Genomic DNA, 18,123 nt, shown 5'->3' on the forward strand with positions numbered 1-18,123 from the left:
ACGTCACGTTGCGGCAACCCAGGTAATGGCTGCGAGCAGCAGCAGAAACAGTGCGCACCCAAATAGCGCCTCATGCCAGATCCAGCGACTCGCATGAAATTTATGCATGACCAGCCGAATCACACCTGTCAGTAATAAAGCCGCTACCGCATAAAGAAACAGCGGGCTCAGGTAAACGCCGCCGATAGCCCATTCATGCAGGTCCATGGTGATCCTCAAGCGATTGGCACCACATCGTCCAGGTTCGCTGCAACTGGCGAACCGCTCCATGAGCCAGGCGCTTGGGCTCATCCGGCTCTGGTATGGCTTCTAATACAGAGCGTAATCGGTTCGCGGGTTCATCCAGCTGCTCCGGCCGTACATGCTCCAGACCATTTGCCAGGGCTGCCGAAAACGCCTGTAGGAAACGATCGCGCTCCGCCGCCAGTGAGCCGGTCGCCCCGTCAAGGCAGGCGCGCAGGTGCAACAGCTCGTTACCCAGATCCAATGCCAGCAGGCCATCGTGCCAGCGACGACGTTCATGAAGCGGCATGAGGTTGATATTGCGTGCCAGTTGCAGCAATCGATCGGCCATCCGCCCTCCAAACCAGGTTTCAGCAATACCAAGAGGGCGCTCTGTCAGACGCTGCAGGTCATAGGTCGTGGCTGAAAGAATTCTTCGGACCAGCCGCCGCGGGTGACGCAGCGTAATCAAACGAAAAATCACGACGGCAAAGCCAACTCCAATGACCAGCGCCTGGGCTTGATTGAGCAGGTTCGCCATGTCCATGCGGGTATGGTTGTTTGGCGAAACCAGCACAATGAAGTGCAACGCAAACGCAGTAGCCGTACCTACCACCGCTGGCGGCCCCGCCATTCCAAGCGCGGCAAAAAACAGCGGAACCCCCATACCCAGGCATAGTAACGGGAAGCCGGACCATGACGGCAATACGGCCTGGCTGACAACAATGGCCACCACGATGGCGTAGGCAATACCACGAAGAAAACTTAGGCCGATCTGAACGGCGTTATCGCGGTTGGCGAACAGGCTGCATAAAACAGCACCCAACAGCATGGCACCGGTTGCGGCAGGCCAGGCGGTGTTCAACCAGAAGATCGCAAGTCCGAGCAATGCCAACGCGCTGCGCATTCCATACAACAGCGCCGTCTGGATGTCGCGGTGCCAGGACAGTGCCGAAGGAGCACTGTCATCAGCCACGCCACGGGCAACCGCCCGTTCGGCCTGTTCAGCCGTTAGCGCCTTGCCGAGCAGAATGCCCAGGCGAGCCAGAAAGTAGCGCTGGTCATTGCTGTAACGTGGATCATTGAGCTCGTCATGGAGCCGGTTGAGCAATGCCTCAATGGCCGTTGGCTCGAACGGATCCAGATGCTGGATAACCTCTTCACGCCAGGGCGCGACCGCCTCTTGCTCATTCGTTTCAAGGTTACGCCATTGGCGAACCACGCCCCGCGAGGTACGCAACAGGCTCAGCAGATCTCGACAGAACAATCGCAACGCACGGGCACGCTGACGTCCTCGATGGCCCTCGAACCATGTGTGGTCGCGCTGCGCATCAACAGCCACGATCTGGCCAAACACCCCAAGCAGTCCGGTCGCTGCGGTTTCATCTTCAGCCACCTCAGCGCGTGCTGCCTGCAGACCCGCCTGCCAGACTTTGCTGGCCTGTTGACTCAGGTTCTGCTCTACACGTTGCGGCCAGATCACCGAGCTGACGATAGACGCCACAATGATGCCCATGCAGATTTCCGTGCAGCGAGCGACTGCCTGATCAAAGACGCCGAGCGGCTGAGCGATGGCTGGCAGACCAATGATCGCTACGGTGTAGCCGGCCAGAACGAAGGCATAGGACACATGATTGCGCAGCAAGGTCGACGCAGCGGTGCACAACCCGAGCCAGAGCGCCATGGCCAGAAGAAAAGCCCAGGGCGTCTGTGCAAACAGGCCAATCAACACCACAGACATGATCGTCCCGGCTACGGTCCCGATCAGACGAAACAGACCCTTGGCTACCACCATGCCGGACAACGGCTGCGAGACGATAAAGACCGTCATCATCGACCATGTGGGTTGTTCAAGATCGAATCGAAACGCAAGCCATAGGGCCAGACACGCCGCAAAAAGCGTCTTGACCGCAAACTTGAGCGCCAACGGGCTCGGCGCAAGGAAGACCTGCCAGGGAATACGCACGTGCTTATTATCGTCGAGTGATGACCGATAGGCTCACGAAGGCGTCAGGAAGTTCCTTGCATCAGCCTGGACAATACCAGGCTGGTGGCTCGCTAGCCTCTTCGAACGATGCCGGCGCGCAGACACAGCGCAGCACATAACGCCACAATGGACAGCAAGGCCAGCTTGAGTCCTACTGCCTGGGCCAACAGACCGATCAGCGGAGGCCCCATGAGCAGCCCGCCATAGCCCAGGGTAGCAACAGCAGCAACGCCAACCCCCGGGTCAATGCCCGGGCGATTGCCTGCAGCACTGAAAAGGATCGGCACAATGATCGACAGTCCCAGACCGGCCAGAGCAAACCCAATGATCGAAATGATCGCATCAGGCGCCAGCAGCGCTACAACCATCCCCAGTGTTGCCAACCCTCCAAGCGCACGAACCAGTGAGTGATCCTGAAAGCGAACACGCAGGCGATCACCAAAGAGTCGGCCAAATACCATCGTGGCGGAAAAGGCGGCATATCCCAAGGCGGATAACCCTTCGCTGGCACTTTTCACATCATGCAGAAGCAAGGCGCTCCAGTCAGCGATAGCGCCTTCGGATACAAACGAACACAACGCCATGAGACCCAGCCCTACGACTGCCATGGGTGGCAAACGCAGCCCCGAACCTTTATGGGTACGCGCAGGCATGTGCTCATCAGGCAAAAGTCGTTTACCGCCAGGCAGCAGAAAGATAAGGGCAATCACTGCCAGTAAGAGGAAATGCCAGACAGGTGACAATGCCACCAGCGCAGCCGCCCCTAGCGCACCGACCAGGCCGCCAAGACTGTACATCCCGTGAAGAAGCGAAAGCGTCGGACGCCGAAGGGCTCGTTCGACTTCTACAGACTGCGTGTTGACCGCAACATCCATTGCGCCACTGGCCAAACCAATAAGGTACATCGCCAAGGCAAAGCTGAGCCATTGATGGGCCAGTCCGACCAAGGGAAAGGCAAACAGGAGCAGTAGCCCTCCACCAATTACAATCCGGCGGCTACCCAGCCAGCGCTGGAGAATTCCTGTCAGGGGGAACGCTGTCAAGGCACCCAGCCCCAGGCACAGCAACGCTTGTCCAAGCGTACCTTCGTCGAGTCCGGCCTGCATTTTCAAGGCCGGTATCCGCGCCATCAGACTGCCGTGTACCAGTCCATTGATAGCAAAGAAATAAGCGCAAGCCCAACGCGCAGAGCCTGCCAATGTCTTCTCAGCCATAACCACTCCAGCAAAACGAAGCCCCGCCGAAGCGGGGCTTTGTTGAATCCGGTTGACTACTAGACAACCCAGGCAGTCAGAGCAGAAGCGGTTACCAGAAGTTCATCTGGCCATCCGATCAGGCCTCGGTTTTACCCGCAGCGCCTTTGACCAGCTGCTGTAGCTCACCTTTTTCGTGCAGCTCCAGCAGAATATCGCTACCGCCTACCAGCTCACCGTTTACCCACAACTGGGGGAACGTTGGCCAATTGGCATACTTAGGCAGATTGGCCCGGATCTCAGGATTTTGCAGAATGTCCACATAGGCGAACTTCTCACCACACGCCATCAACGCTTGCGAGGCACGGGCAGAGAAACCGCACTGCGGAGCATTGGGGGAGCCTTTCATGTAAAGAAGAACAGGATTATTGGCGATCTGTTCTTTGATCGTTTCGATGATATCCACGGTGCACCTCGCTGAATTTCAGTGCTGACCAGTGTAACGGAAAACCCAGTGAAACGCTCGGTTTTGCCTCTGGCCACCCGTCCATACAGATAAGGACAACAGGAACAATTTACAAGCCTGATAACGGCGTGACTTGACGCAGGAGGAGAAATTGGCGGGAGGAAGAAAGAACGCGGCAGTCGTTTCTCTTCGAACCGGCGAACTCCATGTCCGCCGGTTCGAGCTCATCCTTAATGGATAGAGCTGATGGTGCCTTTCTGGCCAGTCACTTTGACGTTGACGGCCTTGTACACCAGGTAGTCTTGAACATCGACTTCATAACGCGGGGCAACGATTACGTCAGCGCCTGAAGCCTTGACAGCCTTGTAAGCTGCAGCAGCTTTAGCCGAGGAAACTGGATCCAGTCCCAGAGCAAAACCACCTTCGCCACCACCATAGGTAACGCCGTCTGCAAACTTGCTATCACCACCCAGCTTCAGCATACCGAACAGAACGTTTACGGAAGACTGACCTGTGATGGTTTCACCTACTTTGACATCCGCTTTCAGACCGGTATCAACGGCGCCACCCAGAGGCAGAGCTGGCTGACTTACGTTCTGGCTGGCACAGCCAGTGAGCAGGGCCAAGGTAGAGAAGGCAGCGGCATACACTACGCGTTTCATGCAATACTCCTTTGCATACAATTTTCCAATAACCCCGTTGCGGGGTAATAACGTCGCCTCGAAAGGCGGGCGGCATAGTAGTCATTTAACAAAAATGTAACAACCGTAGCGGAACAATTTTCCAATCTTTGTGAAGTTTTACCTTTTGCGTAATAACCGGTTGCAATCTCATCTTTTCTGCAGCCTCGCCAGGGATTTGCGCAAATATATAAATTACTTATAAGATCCGGCCCTTCCCTTTCCTCCGCATAGGTGCGGCAGTAGCTTTGGGTGTAGCCTGTTTTTCCTGAAGCCGGCCGGCACCCCTGGCCTGTATTCATAGGTATTGATGATGAGCGCTCGGCATTTTCTTTCGTTCATGGATTGCACACCCGATGAGCTGTTGCAGCTGATCCGCCGTGGCATCGAGCTGAAAGAACTGCGTAGTCGAGGCGTCAGCCACGAACCGTTGAAAAATCGTGTTCTTGGCATGATTTTCGAAAAGGCCTCGACCCGTACGCGTCTGTCCTTCGAGGCAGGCATGATCCAGCTAGGTGGCCAAGCCATTTTCCTATCCCCGCGCGACACTCAGTTAGGCCGCGGTGAGCCGGTAGATGACTGTGCCCGCGTCATGTCCCGTATGCTCGATGGTGTCATGATCCGTACCTATGCCCACAGCACCCTGACGACCTTTGCGGCAAACTCCAACGTTCCGGTTATCAATGGACTGTCTGATGACCTTCATCCCTGTCAGCTGCTGGCTGATATGCAGACATTCTTCGAACACCGCGGCAGCATTCAGGGCAAGGTTGTGGCCTGGATCGGCGACGGGAACAACATGTGCAACAGCTATATAGAAGCTGCCGAACAACTGGACTTCACCTTGCGCGTGGCCTGCCCTGAAGGCTTTGAGCCAAACGCCCGCTTCGTTGAGCGCGCCGGTGCCCGCATTCAGATTGTTCGTGATCCAACGGAGGCCGTAGAAGGCGCTCATCTGGTCAGCACTGACGTTTGGACATCCATGGGCCAGGAAGAGGAATCGAAAATCCGTCTGGAAACGTTCAAGGCGTATCAGGTCTCGCGTGAGCTCTTGGACAAAGCCAGCCGGGACGTCGTTTTCATGCACTGCCTTCCAGCCCACCGCGGAGAAGAGATCAGTCACGACCTGCTGGAAGATCCACGCTCGGTCGTATGGGATGAAGCAGAAAACCGCCTGCATGCGCAAAAGGCATTGATGGAGTTTCTGATCCCACATACACGCAACGCATGAGCATTCTCACGCTCAGCCATCTGGCCTGCGGCTACGGTGGCAGCACGATCGTAAGCGACCTGAGCCTGTCTCTTGAGTCAGGAGAGATTGGCTGTCTGCTTGGTCCATCGGGATGCGGGAAAACCACGACGCTGCGCGCCATCGCCGGATTCGAGCCTGTCATGCAGGGCGAAATCCGTCTCGCCGATCAGGTCATTTCCCGAGCGGGGTTTACCCTGGCGCCAGAGCGGCGCGAGATCGGCATGGTCTTTCAGGACTATGCTCTTTTTCCTCACCTGAACGTAGGTGACAACATCGCCTTTGGTATTCGCAAGCATCCCGAGCGCGAGCGCATCGTGGGTGAGCTGATGGCCCTGGTCAAACTGGAGCAGCTGGCTAAACGCTATCCTCATGAGCTGTCAGGTGGTCAACAGCAGCGTGTTGCCTTGGCTCGCGCCTTGGCACCGTCGCCTCGCCTGTTATTGATGGATGAACCTTTTTCCAACCTGGACGTAGAGCTTCGTCGATCGCTCAGCAGCGAAGTCCGGGATATTCTAAAAGCTCGAGGCACCAGCGCCATCCTGGTGACTCATGACCAGGAAGAAGCGTTTGCGGTAAGTGACAAGGTGGGGGTTTTTCAGCATGGCCATCTTGAGCAATGGGATACACCTGGGCACCTCTATCAGACCCCTGCCACGCCCTTTGTGGCAACGTTTGTAGGCCAGGGATTTTTCATTCCAGGTCGTGCCGCCGACTCAGAATCGATACAAACGGAGCTTGGGGTTGTCAAGGCCAGGAACAAAGCGTTCAAGGAAGGCGATGAGCTTCGCGTTCTCCTTCGGCCTGACGACATCCTCTATAGCCCCGCGAGCACGTTGACCGCGCAGGTGGTCAGCCAGGTATTTCTAGGTGCAAGCACCCGCTATCAACTGGCGCTTGCGTCAGGAGCACGCCTCGAAGCGTCCTTCCCAGGTTTTATTGAGCACAGCATCGGTGAACGGATCGGAATTGCGCTCAAGAAAACGGCGCTGACAACCTTCAGCGCCACATAACGTCAATCCAACAATAGACGCCCACTGGCGACGCGGCGAGCGTGACCCGCAATGCTCACGCGCTCGCCATCCAGACGGCACCAGAGTTCCCCGCCCCGCTCCGAGCACTGGTAGGCTCGCAGCATCCGCTTCGCCAGGCGACGAGACCAATAGGGAATGAGGCTACAGTGAGCCGAGCCAGTCACAGGGTCCTCATTGATGCCAATACCAGGCGCAAAGAAACGGGACACGAAATCATACCGCTCACCTCGAGCGGTAATGATAACACCCGGCCAACGCAGGCGCGCCAGAGCCGCAAAGTCAGGCTTGCAGTTGCGCACCGACTCTTCCGACTCCAGGAGAACCAGTAGCTTATCTGCGCCCAGTACATCGACCGGACTAACGCCTAATGCACGCTCCAGCTCTGGTGTGGAACCGATCTCACTTGGAATCTGTGCGGGAAAATCCAGCGCCAGAAGCCCATCGTCTTCCTTATAGGCACGCAAGGTGCCGGAGCGGGAAATAAACTCGATCTTTTCTCCCGCTTCCTCATAAACAGTAAACAGTACATGAGCCGCTGCCAGCGTCGCATGGCCACACAACGGTATTTCAACCTTTGGGGTAAACCACCGAATGCGCCAGACATCACCCTCCCGACGGATAAAGGCCGTTTCCGCCAGATTATGCTCAGCGGCAATCTTCTGCATCAGATCGTCCGGCAACCATGCATCGAGACGGTAGACCATCGCTGGATTACCCGCGAACGGACGATCAGCGAAGGCATCGATTTGGTGAAAGTCGAGTTGCATGGTTTGCTCCATCTTTTCTTTTGAGTTCTTCGTACAGCATGAGCGAAACGTGCCTACGTCACAATGTACAGTTCACCAGCTATGACAGTTAAACTGGTCCGGCAACTCGCTCTGTGTAGGATCTCTCGGATCATCGGCACTCTTGTCACCAACCGCTACGGGCACACTCAAAGCCCGCTGTAATTGCGAGCAGCCAGATAGCGATCAAGGGAAAACACCAGAGCGGCAATAATTGACCATAGCGCAGTGAATCGATTGGTCAACTCAGTTGAAAGGACTTCATTTGCCCGCTACCCGTACGAGCAGAGAACCTGCACATTACTCCCGTGCAATCTCGGCAAACTGCCCTGCGGTCAGGCTAGCCAGCGCCTGGGCAGACAGCTCCACTTCAAGGCCACGTCTGCCTGCACTGACATAAATGGTAGGAAACCGCTCGGCACTGCTGTCAATGAACGTTCTCAAGCGTTTCTTCTGCCCCAACGGGCTGATTCCGCCTACCAGGTAGCCGGTAGCACGTTGGGCTACCTGAGGATTCGCCATGTCTGCCTTTTTGACAGACGCCGCATGGGCCAAGGCTTTCAGGTCAAGACTGCCACCTACCGGAACGATAGCCACCAGCAACTCTTCCTTCTCGGTAGCTGCCAACAATGTTTTGAACACCCGGACGGGTTCAAGTCCAAGCTTGTCTGCCGCCTCAAGTCCATACGAAGCGGCTTTGGGATCGTGTACATAACTGAGCACGCGATGCTCTATCTTGTACTTTTTAAGCAGGTTTATCGCTGGTGTCATGCCATTATCCTTGTGGCTTTATGATCCAGTTTGTCTCTGCCTTTGCAGCGTGTAAAGCCTTGTAACGCCTTACTTGGGGCGTCCCGCAAGCGTGACCTGAAACACGCCTTATAAAGTTCCCTTTCAAACAAGTGTTTTGCCTGTCATAAAATATCCTGCTTCGCTCATCACAATTTTCTATGGGGATGAAAGAAGAACCTTTGACAACGTTCGATTTTGAAACTAACTTTTCGTTTCCGAAAGGATGTAGTTTCACTTTTTTTCTACTACCGCAATAAATACAACAATCAAGAGGCTCCTCGTATGAGTACTCCACTAATGCCCACCCTACGTGGGCAATGCATTGCCGAGTTTTTGGGAACAGGATTATTCATTTTCTTCGGAACCGGTTGCGTCGCTGCCATGAAGGTTGGCGGAGCCACTCTAGGGCTCTGGGAAATCAGCATCATATGGGGCATTGCGGTCAGCATGGGGGTTTACTTGAGCGCTGGCGTGTCGGGTGCACATCTGAGCCCTGCCGTTACCATTGCGCTTTGGCTGTTTGGCGGCTTCGAACGTAGAAAAGTCCCGCTCTACATCATTTCGCAGATCGCAGGCGCTTTTTGTGGCGCCGCGCTGGTATACGGCCTGTATAACAGCCTCTTTTTCGAATACGAACAGGCTCACAATATGGTACGCGGTAGCGTAGCCAGCCTTGAGCTTGCGGGTGTGTTCTCCACCTATCCGAACGCAGCCCTGTCTGTTGGTCAGGCGTTCCTGGTCGAGATGGTCATTACCGCCATCCTGCTAGCCGTGATCATGGCCTTGACCGACGATGGCAATGGTCTTCCGCGCGGCCCGCTGGCCCCGCTTCTAATTGGTTTGCTTGTCGCTGTGATCGGTGGATCCATGGGCCCGCTGACAGGCTTCGCCATGAACCCGGCTCGTGACCTGGGTCCTAAACTTATGACCTTCCTGGCTGGCTGGGGTGATGTAGCCCTGACCGGTGGCCGCGATATACCCTACTTCCTGGTACCGATCTTCGCGCCCATCCTGGGTGCCTGCCTGGGTGCCGCTGCTTACAAGGCACTCATCTGCCGTCACCTGCCCAGTCTTGGCTCAGCAGCGTGCGACATTCCAGTCAAAGAAACCTCAGTTGAAACGAATAAGAAAGACGCCGCCGCTCAGCCCAAGATCAGCGCGTCACAGGCTCAATAATAAGGATTTCCATCATGTCTAATAACAAGCATTACATCGTGGCCCTGGACCAGGGCACCACCAGCTCCCGCGCCATCGTGCTGGATCGTAACGCCAATGTGGTGAGCATTGCTCAGCGTGAATTCGCACAGATCTATCCGCAAGCCGGCTGGGTCGAGCATGACCCGATGGAAATCTGGGCCACCCAGAGTGCTACCTTCGTGGAGGCCCTGGCTCATGCAGGCATTAGCCATGACGATGTAGCCGCCATCGGTATTACCAACCAGCGCGAAACCGCCATCGTCTGGGACAAGACCACAGGCCGCCCGATTTACAATGCCATCGTATGGCAGAGCCGCCAAAGCACAGAGATCTGCAATCAGCTCAAGCGTGACGGCATGGAAGAGCATATCCGCCGCACGACCGGACTGGTCATCGACCCCTACTTTTCCGGTACCAAGATCAAGTGGATCCTGGACCACGTAGAGGGCAGCCGTGAGCGCGCCCGCCGTGGCGAGCTGCTGTTCGGCACTGTCGATACGTGGCTGATCTGGAAGATGACCCAGGGCAAGGTCCATGTCACCGACTACACCAATGCCTCGCGCACCCTGATTTTTGATATCCATAAGCGTGACTGGGATCCCGTGATGCTTGAAGCACTGGATATCCCCCGCGAAATGCTGCCGGAGGTTCGCTCCTCCTCCGAAGTCTACGGCTATGCCACTCTGGGCAGCAGCCAGGAAACCGGCATTCCGATCGCAGGGATTGCAGGTGACCAGCAAGCCGCCCTGTTTGGCCAAATGTGTGTAGAGCCGGGCCAAGCCAAGAATACCTATGGCACCGGCTGCTTCCTGCTGATGAACACTGGTGAGAAAGCAGTGCAGTCCCAGCATGGTTTGCTAACCACTATTGCCTGCGGACCGCGTGGTGAAGTGAATTACGCACTGGAAGGCGCCATCTTTAATGGTGGCTCTACCGTTCAGTGGCTGCGCGATGAGCTCAAGGTCATTAACGAATCCCTGGATTCCGAGTACTTCGCCACCAAGGTGAAGGACAGCAATGGTATCTATCTGGTACCGGCCTTTACCGGCTTGGGCGCTCCCTACTGGGATCCCTATGCCCGCGGAGCCATGTTTGGCCTGACCCGCGGCGTCAAGGTTGAGCATCTGATTCGTGCAGCCCTGGAGTCGATTGCCTATCAGACTCGCGACGTACTGGATGCCATGCAGCAGGATGCCGGCGAGCGTCTACGCTCGCTACGTGTGGATGGCGGTGCCGTCGCAAACAACTTCCTCATGCAGTTCCAGGCCGACCTTCTGGGCACCTGCGTAGAGCGCCCCGAAATGAAGGAAACCACTGCCCTTGGTGCAGCGTATCTGGCTGGCTTGGCCACCGGCTTCTGGAGCAGCCTGGACGAACTACGCAACAAGAGCACCATCGAGCGCGTGTTCGAGCCCACCTGTGATGGCGACCATCGCGAGGAGCTTTACAAGGGCTGGAAGAAAGCTGTCGAGCGTACTCGCGGCTGGGCGCAGGACTGATGTCATTGGACGGGGCGACTGGGAAGTCGCCCTTTTCACATCAGAATGATGAAGTTGATGCACTGAACTGGCGCCCGGCGCCTCGCTACGGCATTCTTCCTGTCAAACCACCGTTGAAGGAAGATTGCATGAGCCTGGCGCCCCGTCAGCAGAACATCCTGGACCTTGTCCGCGAGCGTGGCTATGTCAGCATCGAGGAGCTTGCCCAGCATTTCACCGTAACCCCCCAGACGATTCGTCGAGACATCAACCAGCTGGCCGAAAGCGGTTTGCTGCGTCGTTATCACGGTGGTGCCGCCCATGACTCCAGCGTGGAAAACACGGCTTACACCATGCGTGCTGGACAAATGCGTGATGAGAAGCGTCGTATCGCGGAGGCCGTTGCAGCACAGGTCCCGGATCATGCCTCATTGTTCATTAACATCGGTACGACGACCGAAGCGATCGCTCACGCGCTGCTCAATCACCGTAGCCTGAAGATCATTACGAACAACCTCCATGTTGCGAACATCCTTAGCGCGAAAGAGGACTTCGAAGTCCTGATTGCAGGTGGCAGCGTGCGCAGTGACGGCGGCGTGGTAGGCCAGGCGACGGCTGACTTCATCAAGCAATTCAAAGTGGACTACGCGCTGGTTGGCATCAGCGGCATCGATGAAGACGGCACTCTGCTGGATTTCAATTATCAGGAGGTTCGCGTTTCACAGGCCATTTTCGAAAACGCACGCAAGGTCTTTCTGGCAGCCGACTCCAGTAAATTCGGACGCAGCGCCATGATTCGCCTGGGCTCGCTTGAGCAGATCGATGTGCTCTTTACCGAGTCTCAACCAGACGAAGCCTTTACCCGGCTGCTCTCTCAATTCAAAGTCCGTCTTGAAATCGCCTGACCAGAGTGTCAGGCCTTTCACATTTAATTCATTTAAGTTCGTTTATTTTCCTTTTAGAGTTTTTTTATCGGTTTGCGACTGGCGCAAGACAACTATTTTGTCTACGATTGTTCGAATACGAACATTGATGTTCGTTTATAACAGGAGACGCCCATGCCTCAGTCCACTTTGCTCGGGACGCCGCCCCTTTCCGAGATCTACGACATCGCCGTGATCGGCGGTGGTATCAATGGTGTTGGTATTGCAGCCGATGCCGCAGGCCGTAACTTGTCCGTCTTTCTCTGCGAACGTGACGACCTGGCGAGACATACCTCCTCGGCCAGCAGCAAGCTGATTCATGGTGGCCTGCGTTATCTCGAACATTACGAATTTCGACTGGTACGCGAAGCGTTGGCCGAACGCGAGGTACTGCTGGCCAAGGCTCCGCATATCGTCAAGCCCATGCGCTTCGTCCTGCCGCACCGGCCACATCTGCGTCCGGCCTGGATGATTCGCGCAGGTCTCTTCCTTTATGACCACCTGGGCAAGCGTGAAAAGCTCCCCGCCTCCCGTGGTCTTCGGTTCGGTTCCGATAGCCCTCTGGTCAGTGATATCAACCAGGGTTTCGAGTATTCGGACTGCTGGGTAGACGATGCACGCCTCGTTGTACTCAACGCCATGGCTGCCCGCGAGCGTGGCGCCCATATTCATACCCGCACCACCTGCACAAGCGCCCATCGCGCTAACAAACTGTGGCACCTGACCCTTCAGCGTGAAGACGGCAGCACCTTCTCGATTAAGGCAAAAGCCCTGGTCAATGCGGCAGGTCCATGGGTTGCCCAGATCGTTCGCGAAAACATCAAAGAGCGCTCGCCCTATGGTATTCGACTGATTCAAGGCAGCCACATCGTCGTGCCCAAGCTATATGAAGGCGATCATGCCTACATCATGCAGAACGAAGATCGTCGGATTGTCTTTGCGATTCCGTACCTGGGTCGTTACACCATGATTGGTACCACGGATCGTGAGTACAAAGGTGATCCAGCCAACGTACAAATTACAGAGCAGGAAACTGACTACATCCTGGGTGTGGCAAACGCACACTTCCGCCACAAGCTGACCCGCAGTGACGTCCTGCATACGTTCTCGGGCGTACGCCCCCTGTGTGATGACGAGTCAGACAATCCTTCAGCCATTACTCGTGACTACACCCTGTCACTGTCGGCTCCTGAAAACGATGCGCCTTTGCTGTCGGTCTTTGGTGGAAAACTGACCACGTACCGCAAGCTGGCCGAGTCGGCCATGCAGCAGTTGCAGCCGTTCTTCAAGACGATGGGACAGCCTTGGACAGCCAAGGCTACGCTACCGGGCGGAGAAGACATGACGACGCCTGAAGCACTGGCCAAACAGTTACAGGCACAGGTCAAGGATTTGCCAGCAGCACTTGCCCAGCGCTGGTCAACCACCTATGGCAACCGCACACGCAAGCTATTGGAAGGCGTTACGCAAATGGCCGACCTAGGCGAATGCCTGGGGGCGGACCTGTATGCGCGTGAAGTGGATTATCTCCATGCTTACGAATGGGCCAACGCGGCAGACGACATACTCTGGCGCCGGACCAAGCTGGGCCTTGAGTTTACCCCTGGTGACAAGACCAAGCTGGAAACCTATCTAGGCAGTCTGGATATCCGCAAGGCCAGTCACGCAGCAGCATAATGGATACGTGAATGAAACTGACCGAATCATGAGCCAGTTTCATTCATGCCCTCCTTGGCTTGGAAATCATTCATAATGGATACCTGCTGCACTCATCAGGATCCAGGCCATGCTCGAACTTCGTCACTTGAAAACGCTACACGCACTGCGTGAGGCTGACAGCCTTGTCGAAGCTGCCGAACGTCTTCATCTGACCCAATCTGCACTGTCTCATCAGTTCAAGGAGCTTGAAGAGCGCCTTGGTCTGAGCCTGTTCGTCCGCAAGACCAAGCCAGTGCGCTTTACCAGTGCCGGCCTGCGCCTCCTGCAATTGGCCGATGCGGTATTGCCTCAGCTTCGCAGTGCGGAACGTGACCTGTCACGCTTTGCTGGCGGCACTGCCGGGCGCCTCAACATTGCCATTGAATGCCATAGCTGCTTTCAGTGGCTGATGCCTACCATTGATCAGTTTCGTGATTCCTGGGCTGAAGTGGAGATGGATCTCGCCTCGGGCTTTTCATTCGCCCCGCTACCAGCCCTGGCACGTGGCGATCTTGACCTTGTCGTCACGTCAGACCCGATTGATCTCACCGGCATCACTTACATTCCGCTTTTTACTTATGAAGCGCAGCTAGCTATGGCCAACCAGCATCCCTTAGCTGGCAAGCCTTACATCGTGCCTGAGGATCTGGCTGAAGAAACGCAGATCACCTATCCGGTCGACCGTGAGCGTCTGGATATCTTCAGGCAATTTCTCGACCCGGCCGGCGTCGAGCCTGCCGGCATACGTACGGCAGAGCTGACGGTCATGATGCTGCAGTTGGTAGCATCCGGCCGGGGCGTATGTTGTCTTCCTAACTGGGCGCTCCATGAGTACAGCTCGCGCGGCTACGTGACCGCGAAGCGTCTGGGTGAGAAAGGCTTGTATGCCACACTGTATGCCGGTATTCGAGAGGACATGCTGGAAGCTCCCTTCATGCAGGACTTTTTACTAACAGCCAAGGACACATCCTTCGCTACGCTTGAAGGCGTCAGTGCGGCACGTTAGGGATCAATCTGACCGCTCCGTCAGTCGCCGGTACAGGTACGCCCCAAACACTAGCGCCGCAGCACTGGTTGCTGCCACGACCATGCGCTCATCAGGACGACGCCATCCTCCATCGACACTGCGATTGCCACTGGGAGGGCTGAACAGATTGCCCGAGGAGTGCTCTACCGGCTCCATTCGACTCAAGGCGCGATCCATAAAGATCCGGGACAGCCGAGCATAACCAGGCACCAGCGCATGGGCTGCACGAAGTACCGTGGCGGCTTGCCCTACTGTCGTAGACTTGCGTGGATAACGCGCCATGGAGAGGATGGCTCTGGCGACCTTTCGAGCATCATAAACAGGTGGCGTCGGCTTTATTGTCCTTCTACTGTAATTACCGCCGTCTCGCAGCCCTGGCGTATCGATGAACGCAGGGTAAACATCGCAGACATGAATATCGGACCAGCGCGTAAGCTCGCCTCTCAAGGCTTCGGTAAACCCTCTCAGGCCTGACTTGGCAGCCGAATAGGCCACTGCATAGGGAAGCGGTACCCAGCTGCCTACCGATAAGGTATTGATCAAAACCCCTGACCCTTGCCGTTTGAAAACCGGCACAACGGCGTAGGCGCCACGCAGATAGCCTAGAAGGTCGGTCTGCACGACGCGTTCATGCGCCTCAAAAGGCGTCTCATCAAACTTGCCTACCGCACCGATACCCGCATTGTTGACCCAGATATCAATCCGTCCGTGTCCAAATTCCAGCGCACGCTCGGCCAATTGCGAGACTGACTCCATCAACGTGACATCCGTAGGCACACCAATCGCCCGGCCTCCCAGGAGAAGACACTCGGCAACCGTATCGTCTAATGCCGCCTTATCTCGAGCAGCCAATACCAGGCAAGCCCCCTGTTGTGCAAACGCCTGAGCGGTGGCCCGACCAATCCCGCTGGAAGCGCCAGTAATGACCACAATGGCGCTATCTAGATTGCGTGCTTTCATCAGGTATCCCCTTTTGCTTTCAAGCTGATTAAAAGAGGACCCCGCTTACCGCCAGCCATTCCTTCATTCAGACATAAAAAAGCCCTCAAAATCATGAGGGCTTTTTTCAGTGAGGCCGGATTACTGGGAAGACTTGCTTCCGCCCGGAAACCCTGCGAAACGCTTGTTGAAGCTAGAGACGCGACCCTCGCTTTTCAACTGGCGCTGCTCACCGGTATAGATTGGATGCGAAGCACTGGACACGTCCAATGCCACATAGGGATAGGTCTTGCCTTCAAATTCCTGGGTACGATCAGTCTGTGCCGTAGAGCCGATCAGGAAGTAATGATCTGCTGTGGTGTCATGGAAAAGCACTGGCCGATAGTTAGGATGAATATTCGGTTTCATGGTACCTCCTGGATACTCGGTTGGACTCTACATCGAGCCGCTTCGTTACATTATAACGATACATTACCAATATAAGGTCTTGGCGGTGGCTTTCAACCCTTACCAGCAGATTAATTTCACTAAGGTCTGAAAACGGTACCCAGTCCCCGTAATAGCCTGTTGCCTTGAGTCATTCGGGCGGAAAAATGCAACTTACCCCCACAAATGCTTGTCGTTTCCCTGTGGAGCAATACCTCCCCACCCCAACGGAGCAACCGGTAAGGAACTATGTGCGGTATAGCTGGAGAATTACGTTTCGATAATCGTCCCGTCACCCTGGCCACGCTGGAACGGGTCACCCATCGCCTCGCTCAACGCGGCCCCGACGCCTGGGGCTTTCATAGCCAAGGCCCTGTTGCGCTAGGCCACCGACGCCTGAAAATCATGGATCTGGCAGAAGCCTCTGGTCAGCCCATGATTGACTCGGACACGGGCCTGTCGATGGTTTTCAACGGCGCCATCTACAACTACCCAGAGCTACGCAGCGAGCTGGAGGCCAAGGGTTATCGCTTCCATTCTGGCGGCGATACCGAAATTCTGCTCAAGGCCTATCACGCCTGGGGCAAGGAGATGCTGCCCAAACTCAACGGCATGTTCGTCTTCGCTATTTGGGATCGCGATAAGCAGCAAATGTTCACTGCACGCGATCGCCTGGGCATCAAGCCCTTGTACCTGAGTCAGACCAATGAGCGCCTGCGCTTTGCTTCAAGCCTGCCCGCCCTGCTTGAAGCAGATGATATCGATACCTCTCTCGATCCCGTCGCGCTGAACTACTACCTCAACTTCCATGCTGTTGTACCAGCGCCCCGCACCATCCTGAACGGCGTAAAAAAGATGCCGCCAGCCACCTGGATGGTCATTGACGCCAACGGCAAAACCGAACAGCAAACCTGGTGGACGCTGAATTACGGCCCAACTGCCGATGAAGCCAACTACACCATGGAAGACTGGAGCGGCGAAGTCCTGAACAGCTTGCGCGATGCTGTCTCGATTCGACAGCGGGCAGCCCGCGATGTAGGTGTGCTGCTGTCTGGCGGTGTGGACTCAAGCCTGCTGGTCGGCTTGCTGCACGAGTCCGGCGTACGCGATCTGCTGACCTTCTCCATCGGGTTTGAAGATGCAGGTGGAGAGCGTGGGGATGAGTTTCAGTATTCAGACCTGATCGCTCAGCGCTACGGTACACGGCATCACAGGCTGCGCATCAACGAATCTGAAATCATTGAGCAATTGCCCGCCGCGTTCAGAGCCATGAGCGAGCCGATGGTAAGCCATGACTGTATCGCCTTCTATCTCCTGTCGCGTGAAGTGTCCAAGCATTGCAAGGTTGTACAGAGCGGCCAGGGTGCGGACGAGCTTTTTGCAGGCTACCACTGGTATCCACAGGTTGATGGTGCGGCAGATCCGTTTACAGCTTACCGAGCCGCCTTCTTCGATCGTGACTATGCCGAATACGCAGCTACTGTTCAGGACAGCCGCCGTCTGGATCATGACGCTGCAGGTGATTTCGTTCGTCAGCACTTTGCACAACCCGGCGCAGTAGCTGGCGTTGATAAGGCGCTACGCCTGGACAGCACTGTGATGCTGGTAGACGACCCGGTCAAACGAGTCGACAACATGACCATGGCATGGGGCCTGGAAGCGCGTGTTCCTTTCCTTGACTATAAGCTGGCGGAACTGTCTGCCCGTATTCCGGCGCAGTTCAAGCTGGGAGACGGCGGCAAGCACGTCCTCAAGGAAGCAGCTCGCAAGGTGATTCCGGCAGAAGTCATTGACCGCCCCAAAGGCTATTTTCCGGTACCGGGCCTGAAGCATCTGCAAGGTAATACCCTGACCTGGGTACGTGAGTTGCTGCTTGATCCCAGCCAGGATCGCCAGCTATTCAATACTGCAGAAATCGATCGACTCCTGAAGAACCCTGACGACCAGATTACACCGCTACGGGGCTCCAAGCTCTGGCAGCTCGCCGCCCTTAATTTGTGGCTGAGTGAACATGGCCTATAAGTGTT

General features: G+C 55.9%; 17 protein-coding genes. 8 read left to right on the plus strand and 9 right to left on the minus strand.

What is annotated here, in order from left to right; translation table 11 throughout:
• Positions 1-3 precede the first annotated feature (3 nt).
• From HMPREF1487_RS02815 to HMPREF1487_RS02835, 5 genes are all read right to left on the minus strand, one after another.
• The gene (locus tag HMPREF1487_RS02815) at positions 4-207 is read right to left on the minus strand and encodes a DUF1656 domain-containing protein (protein ID WP_010795083.1); all 204 of its coding nucleotides are present in this window, start codon (positions 205-207) and stop codon (positions 4-6) included.
• The gene (locus tag HMPREF1487_RS02820) at positions 194-2,188 is read right to left on the minus strand and encodes an FUSC family protein (RefSeq protein ID WP_010795084.1); all 1,995 of its coding nucleotides are present in this window, start codon (positions 2,186-2,188) and stop codon (positions 194-196) included. Before HMPREF1487_RS02820 ends, HMPREF1487_RS02815 begins: the two co-directional genes overlap by 14 nt.
• A 92-nt stretch (positions 2,189-2,280) precedes the next feature.
• Entirely contained in the window at positions 2,281-3,423 is a 1,143-nt protein-coding gene (locus tag HMPREF1487_RS02825; protein ID WP_010795085.1) for an MFS transporter, read from the minus strand.
• A gap of 118 nt (positions 3,424-3,541) precedes the next feature.
• Positions 3,542-3,868: a Grx4 family monothiol glutaredoxin gene (grxD, locus tag HMPREF1487_RS02830; RefSeq protein WP_010795086.1), complete on the minus strand. Its 327-nt coding sequence runs from the start codon at positions 3,866-3,868 to the stop codon at positions 3,542-3,544.
• Between the two features lie 230 nt (positions 3,869-4,098).
• Positions 4,099-4,530, minus strand: coding sequence for a hypothetical protein (locus HMPREF1487_RS02835; protein ID WP_010795087.1), 432 nt, complete (start codon positions 4,528-4,530; stop codon positions 4,099-4,101).
• A gap of 331 nt (positions 4,531-4,861) precedes the next feature.
• On the opposite strand from HMPREF1487_RS02835, the gene argF reads away from it, so the two are divergent.
• Both argF and HMPREF1487_RS02845 read left to right on the plus strand, forming a co-directional pair.
• Positions 4,862-5,779 carry an ornithine carbamoyltransferase gene (gene argF / locus HMPREF1487_RS02840; RefSeq protein WP_010795088.1) on the plus strand — a complete coding sequence of 306 codons (918 nt, stop codon included), beginning with the start codon at positions 4,862-4,864 and terminating at the stop codon, positions 5,777-5,779.
• Positions 5,776-6,810, plus strand: coding sequence for an ABC transporter ATP-binding protein (locus HMPREF1487_RS02845; RefSeq protein ID WP_010795089.1), 1,035 nt, complete (start codon positions 5,776-5,778; stop codon positions 6,808-6,810). The genes argF and HMPREF1487_RS02845 overlap by 4 nt, the downstream gene beginning before the upstream one ends.
• 2 nt (positions 6,811-6,812) lie before the next feature.
• Here HMPREF1487_RS02845 and HMPREF1487_RS02850 read toward each other — a convergent pair whose 3' ends face one another.
• The gene (locus HMPREF1487_RS02850; protein WP_010795090.1) at positions 6,813-7,598 is read right to left on the minus strand and encodes a PhzF family phenazine biosynthesis protein; all 786 of its coding nucleotides are present in this window, start codon (positions 7,596-7,598) and stop codon (positions 6,813-6,815) included.
• A 318-nt stretch (positions 7,599-7,916) separates the two neighbouring features.
• On the minus strand, positions 7,917-8,387 hold the full coding sequence (gene ybaK / locus HMPREF1487_RS02855) for a Cys-tRNA(Pro) deacylase (protein WP_010795091.1): 471 nt from the start codon (positions 8,385-8,387) through the stop codon (positions 7,917-7,919).
• Between the two features lie 303 nt (positions 8,388-8,690).
• Here ybaK and HMPREF1487_RS02860 point away from each other — a divergent pair, with 303 nt between their 5' ends.
• From HMPREF1487_RS02860 to metR, 5 genes are all read left to right on the plus strand, one after another.
• The gene (locus HMPREF1487_RS02860; protein WP_010795092.1) at positions 8,691-9,584 is read left to right on the plus strand and encodes an MIP/aquaporin family protein; all 894 of its coding nucleotides are present in this window, start codon (positions 8,691-8,693) and stop codon (positions 9,582-9,584) included.
• Between the two features lie 14 nt (positions 9,585-9,598).
• Positions 9,599-11,104: a glycerol kinase GlpK gene (gene glpK / locus HMPREF1487_RS02865; protein ID WP_010795093.1), complete on the plus strand. Its 1,506-nt coding sequence runs from the start codon at positions 9,599-9,601 to the stop codon at positions 11,102-11,104.
• 128 nt (positions 11,105-11,232) lie between these two features.
• Positions 11,233-11,988, plus strand: a complete 756-nt coding sequence (locus tag HMPREF1487_RS02870; protein ID WP_010795094.1) for a DeoR/GlpR family transcriptional regulator — start codon at positions 11,233-11,235, stop codon at positions 11,986-11,988.
• A gap of 153 nt (positions 11,989-12,141) precedes the next feature.
• Positions 12,142-13,683: a glycerol-3-phosphate dehydrogenase gene (glpD, locus tag HMPREF1487_RS02875; protein WP_010795095.1), complete on the plus strand. Its 1,542-nt coding sequence runs from the start codon at positions 12,142-12,144 to the stop codon at positions 13,681-13,683.
• Between the two features lie 109 nt (positions 13,684-13,792).
• Complete coding sequence (metR, locus tag HMPREF1487_RS02880) at positions 13,793-14,710, plus strand: transcriptional regulator MetR (RefSeq protein WP_010795096.1); 918 nt, start codon at positions 13,793-13,795, stop codon at positions 14,708-14,710.
• A gap of 3 nt (positions 14,711-14,713) precedes the next feature.
• Here metR and HMPREF1487_RS02885 read toward each other — a convergent pair whose 3' ends face one another.
• Positions 14,714-15,691 carry an SDR family oxidoreductase gene (locus HMPREF1487_RS02885; protein WP_010795097.1) on the minus strand — a complete coding sequence of 326 codons (978 nt, stop codon included), beginning with the start codon at positions 15,689-15,691 and terminating at the stop codon, positions 14,714-14,716.
• Positions 15,692-15,811: 120 nt separating this feature from the next.
• Positions 15,812-16,078 (minus strand): type B 50S ribosomal protein L31, encoded by a 267-nt coding sequence (locus tag HMPREF1487_RS02890; protein ID WP_010795098.1) that lies wholly within the window; start codon positions 16,076-16,078, stop codon positions 15,812-15,814.
• Between the two features lie 267 nt (positions 16,079-16,345).
• On the opposite strand from HMPREF1487_RS02890, the gene HMPREF1487_RS02895 reads away from it, so the two are divergent.
• Positions 16,346-18,118: an N-acetylglutaminylglutamine amidotransferase gene (locus HMPREF1487_RS02895; RefSeq protein ID WP_010795099.1), complete on the plus strand. Its 1,773-nt coding sequence runs from the start codon at positions 16,346-16,348 to the stop codon at positions 18,116-18,118.
• The last annotated feature ends 5 nt before the right edge of the window (positions 18,119-18,123 follow it).

It is taken from the genome of Pseudomonas sp. HPB0071 (assembly GCF_000478505.2).
Taxonomy (GTDB): domain Bacteria; phylum Pseudomonadota; class Gammaproteobacteria; order Pseudomonadales; family Pseudomonadaceae; genus Chryseomonas; species Chryseomonas luteola.

Excerpts from the sequence above, each read along its gene's own strand:
- HMPREF1487_RS02815 (WP_010795083.1), bottom strand. The coding sequence starts at position 207 with ATGGACCTGCATGAATGGGCTATCGGCGGCGTTTACCTGAGCCCGCTG.
- HMPREF1487_RS02825 (WP_010795085.1), bottom strand. The coding sequence starts at position 3,423 with ATGGCTGAGAAGACATTGGCAGGCTCTGCGCGTTGGGCTTGCGCTTAT.
- HMPREF1487_RS02835 (WP_010795087.1), bottom strand. The coding sequence starts at position 4,530 with ATGAAACGCGTAGTGTATGCCGCTGCCTTCTCTACCTTGGCCCTGCTC.
- argF (WP_010795088.1), top strand. The coding sequence starts at position 4,862 with ATGAGCGCTCGGCATTTTCTTTCGTTCATGGATTGCACACCCGATGAG.
- HMPREF1487_RS02845 (WP_010795089.1), top strand. The coding sequence starts at position 5,776 with ATGAGCATTCTCACGCTCAGCCATCTGGCCTGCGGCTACGGTGGCAGC.
- HMPREF1487_RS02850 (WP_010795090.1), bottom strand. The coding sequence starts at position 7,598 with ATGCAACTCGACTTTCACCAAATCGATGCCTTCGCTGATCGTCCGTTC.
- ybaK (WP_010795091.1), bottom strand. The coding sequence starts at position 8,387 with ATGACACCAGCGATAAACCTGCTTAAAAAGTACAAGATAGAGCATCGC.
- HMPREF1487_RS02860 (WP_010795092.1), top strand. The coding sequence starts at position 8,691 with ATGAGTACTCCACTAATGCCCACCCTACGTGGGCAATGCATTGCCGAG.
- glpK (WP_010795093.1), top strand. The coding sequence starts at position 9,599 with ATGTCTAATAACAAGCATTACATCGTGGCCCTGGACCAGGGCACCACC.
- HMPREF1487_RS02870 (WP_010795094.1), top strand. The coding sequence starts at position 11,233 with ATGAGCCTGGCGCCCCGTCAGCAGAACATCCTGGACCTTGTCCGCGAG.
- glpD (WP_010795095.1), top strand. The coding sequence starts at position 12,142 with ATGCCTCAGTCCACTTTGCTCGGGACGCCGCCCCTTTCCGAGATCTAC.
- metR (WP_010795096.1), top strand. The coding sequence starts at position 13,793 with ATGCTCGAACTTCGTCACTTGAAAACGCTACACGCACTGCGTGAGGCT.
- HMPREF1487_RS02885 (WP_010795097.1), bottom strand. The coding sequence starts at position 15,691 with ATGAAAGCACGCAATCTAGATAGCGCCATTGTGGTCATTACTGGCGCT.
- HMPREF1487_RS02890 (WP_010795098.1), bottom strand. The coding sequence starts at position 16,078 with ATGAAACCGAATATTCATCCTAACTATCGGCCAGTGCTTTTCCATGAC.
- HMPREF1487_RS02895 (WP_010795099.1), top strand. The coding sequence starts at position 16,346 with ATGTGCGGTATAGCTGGAGAATTACGTTTCGATAATCGTCCCGTCACC.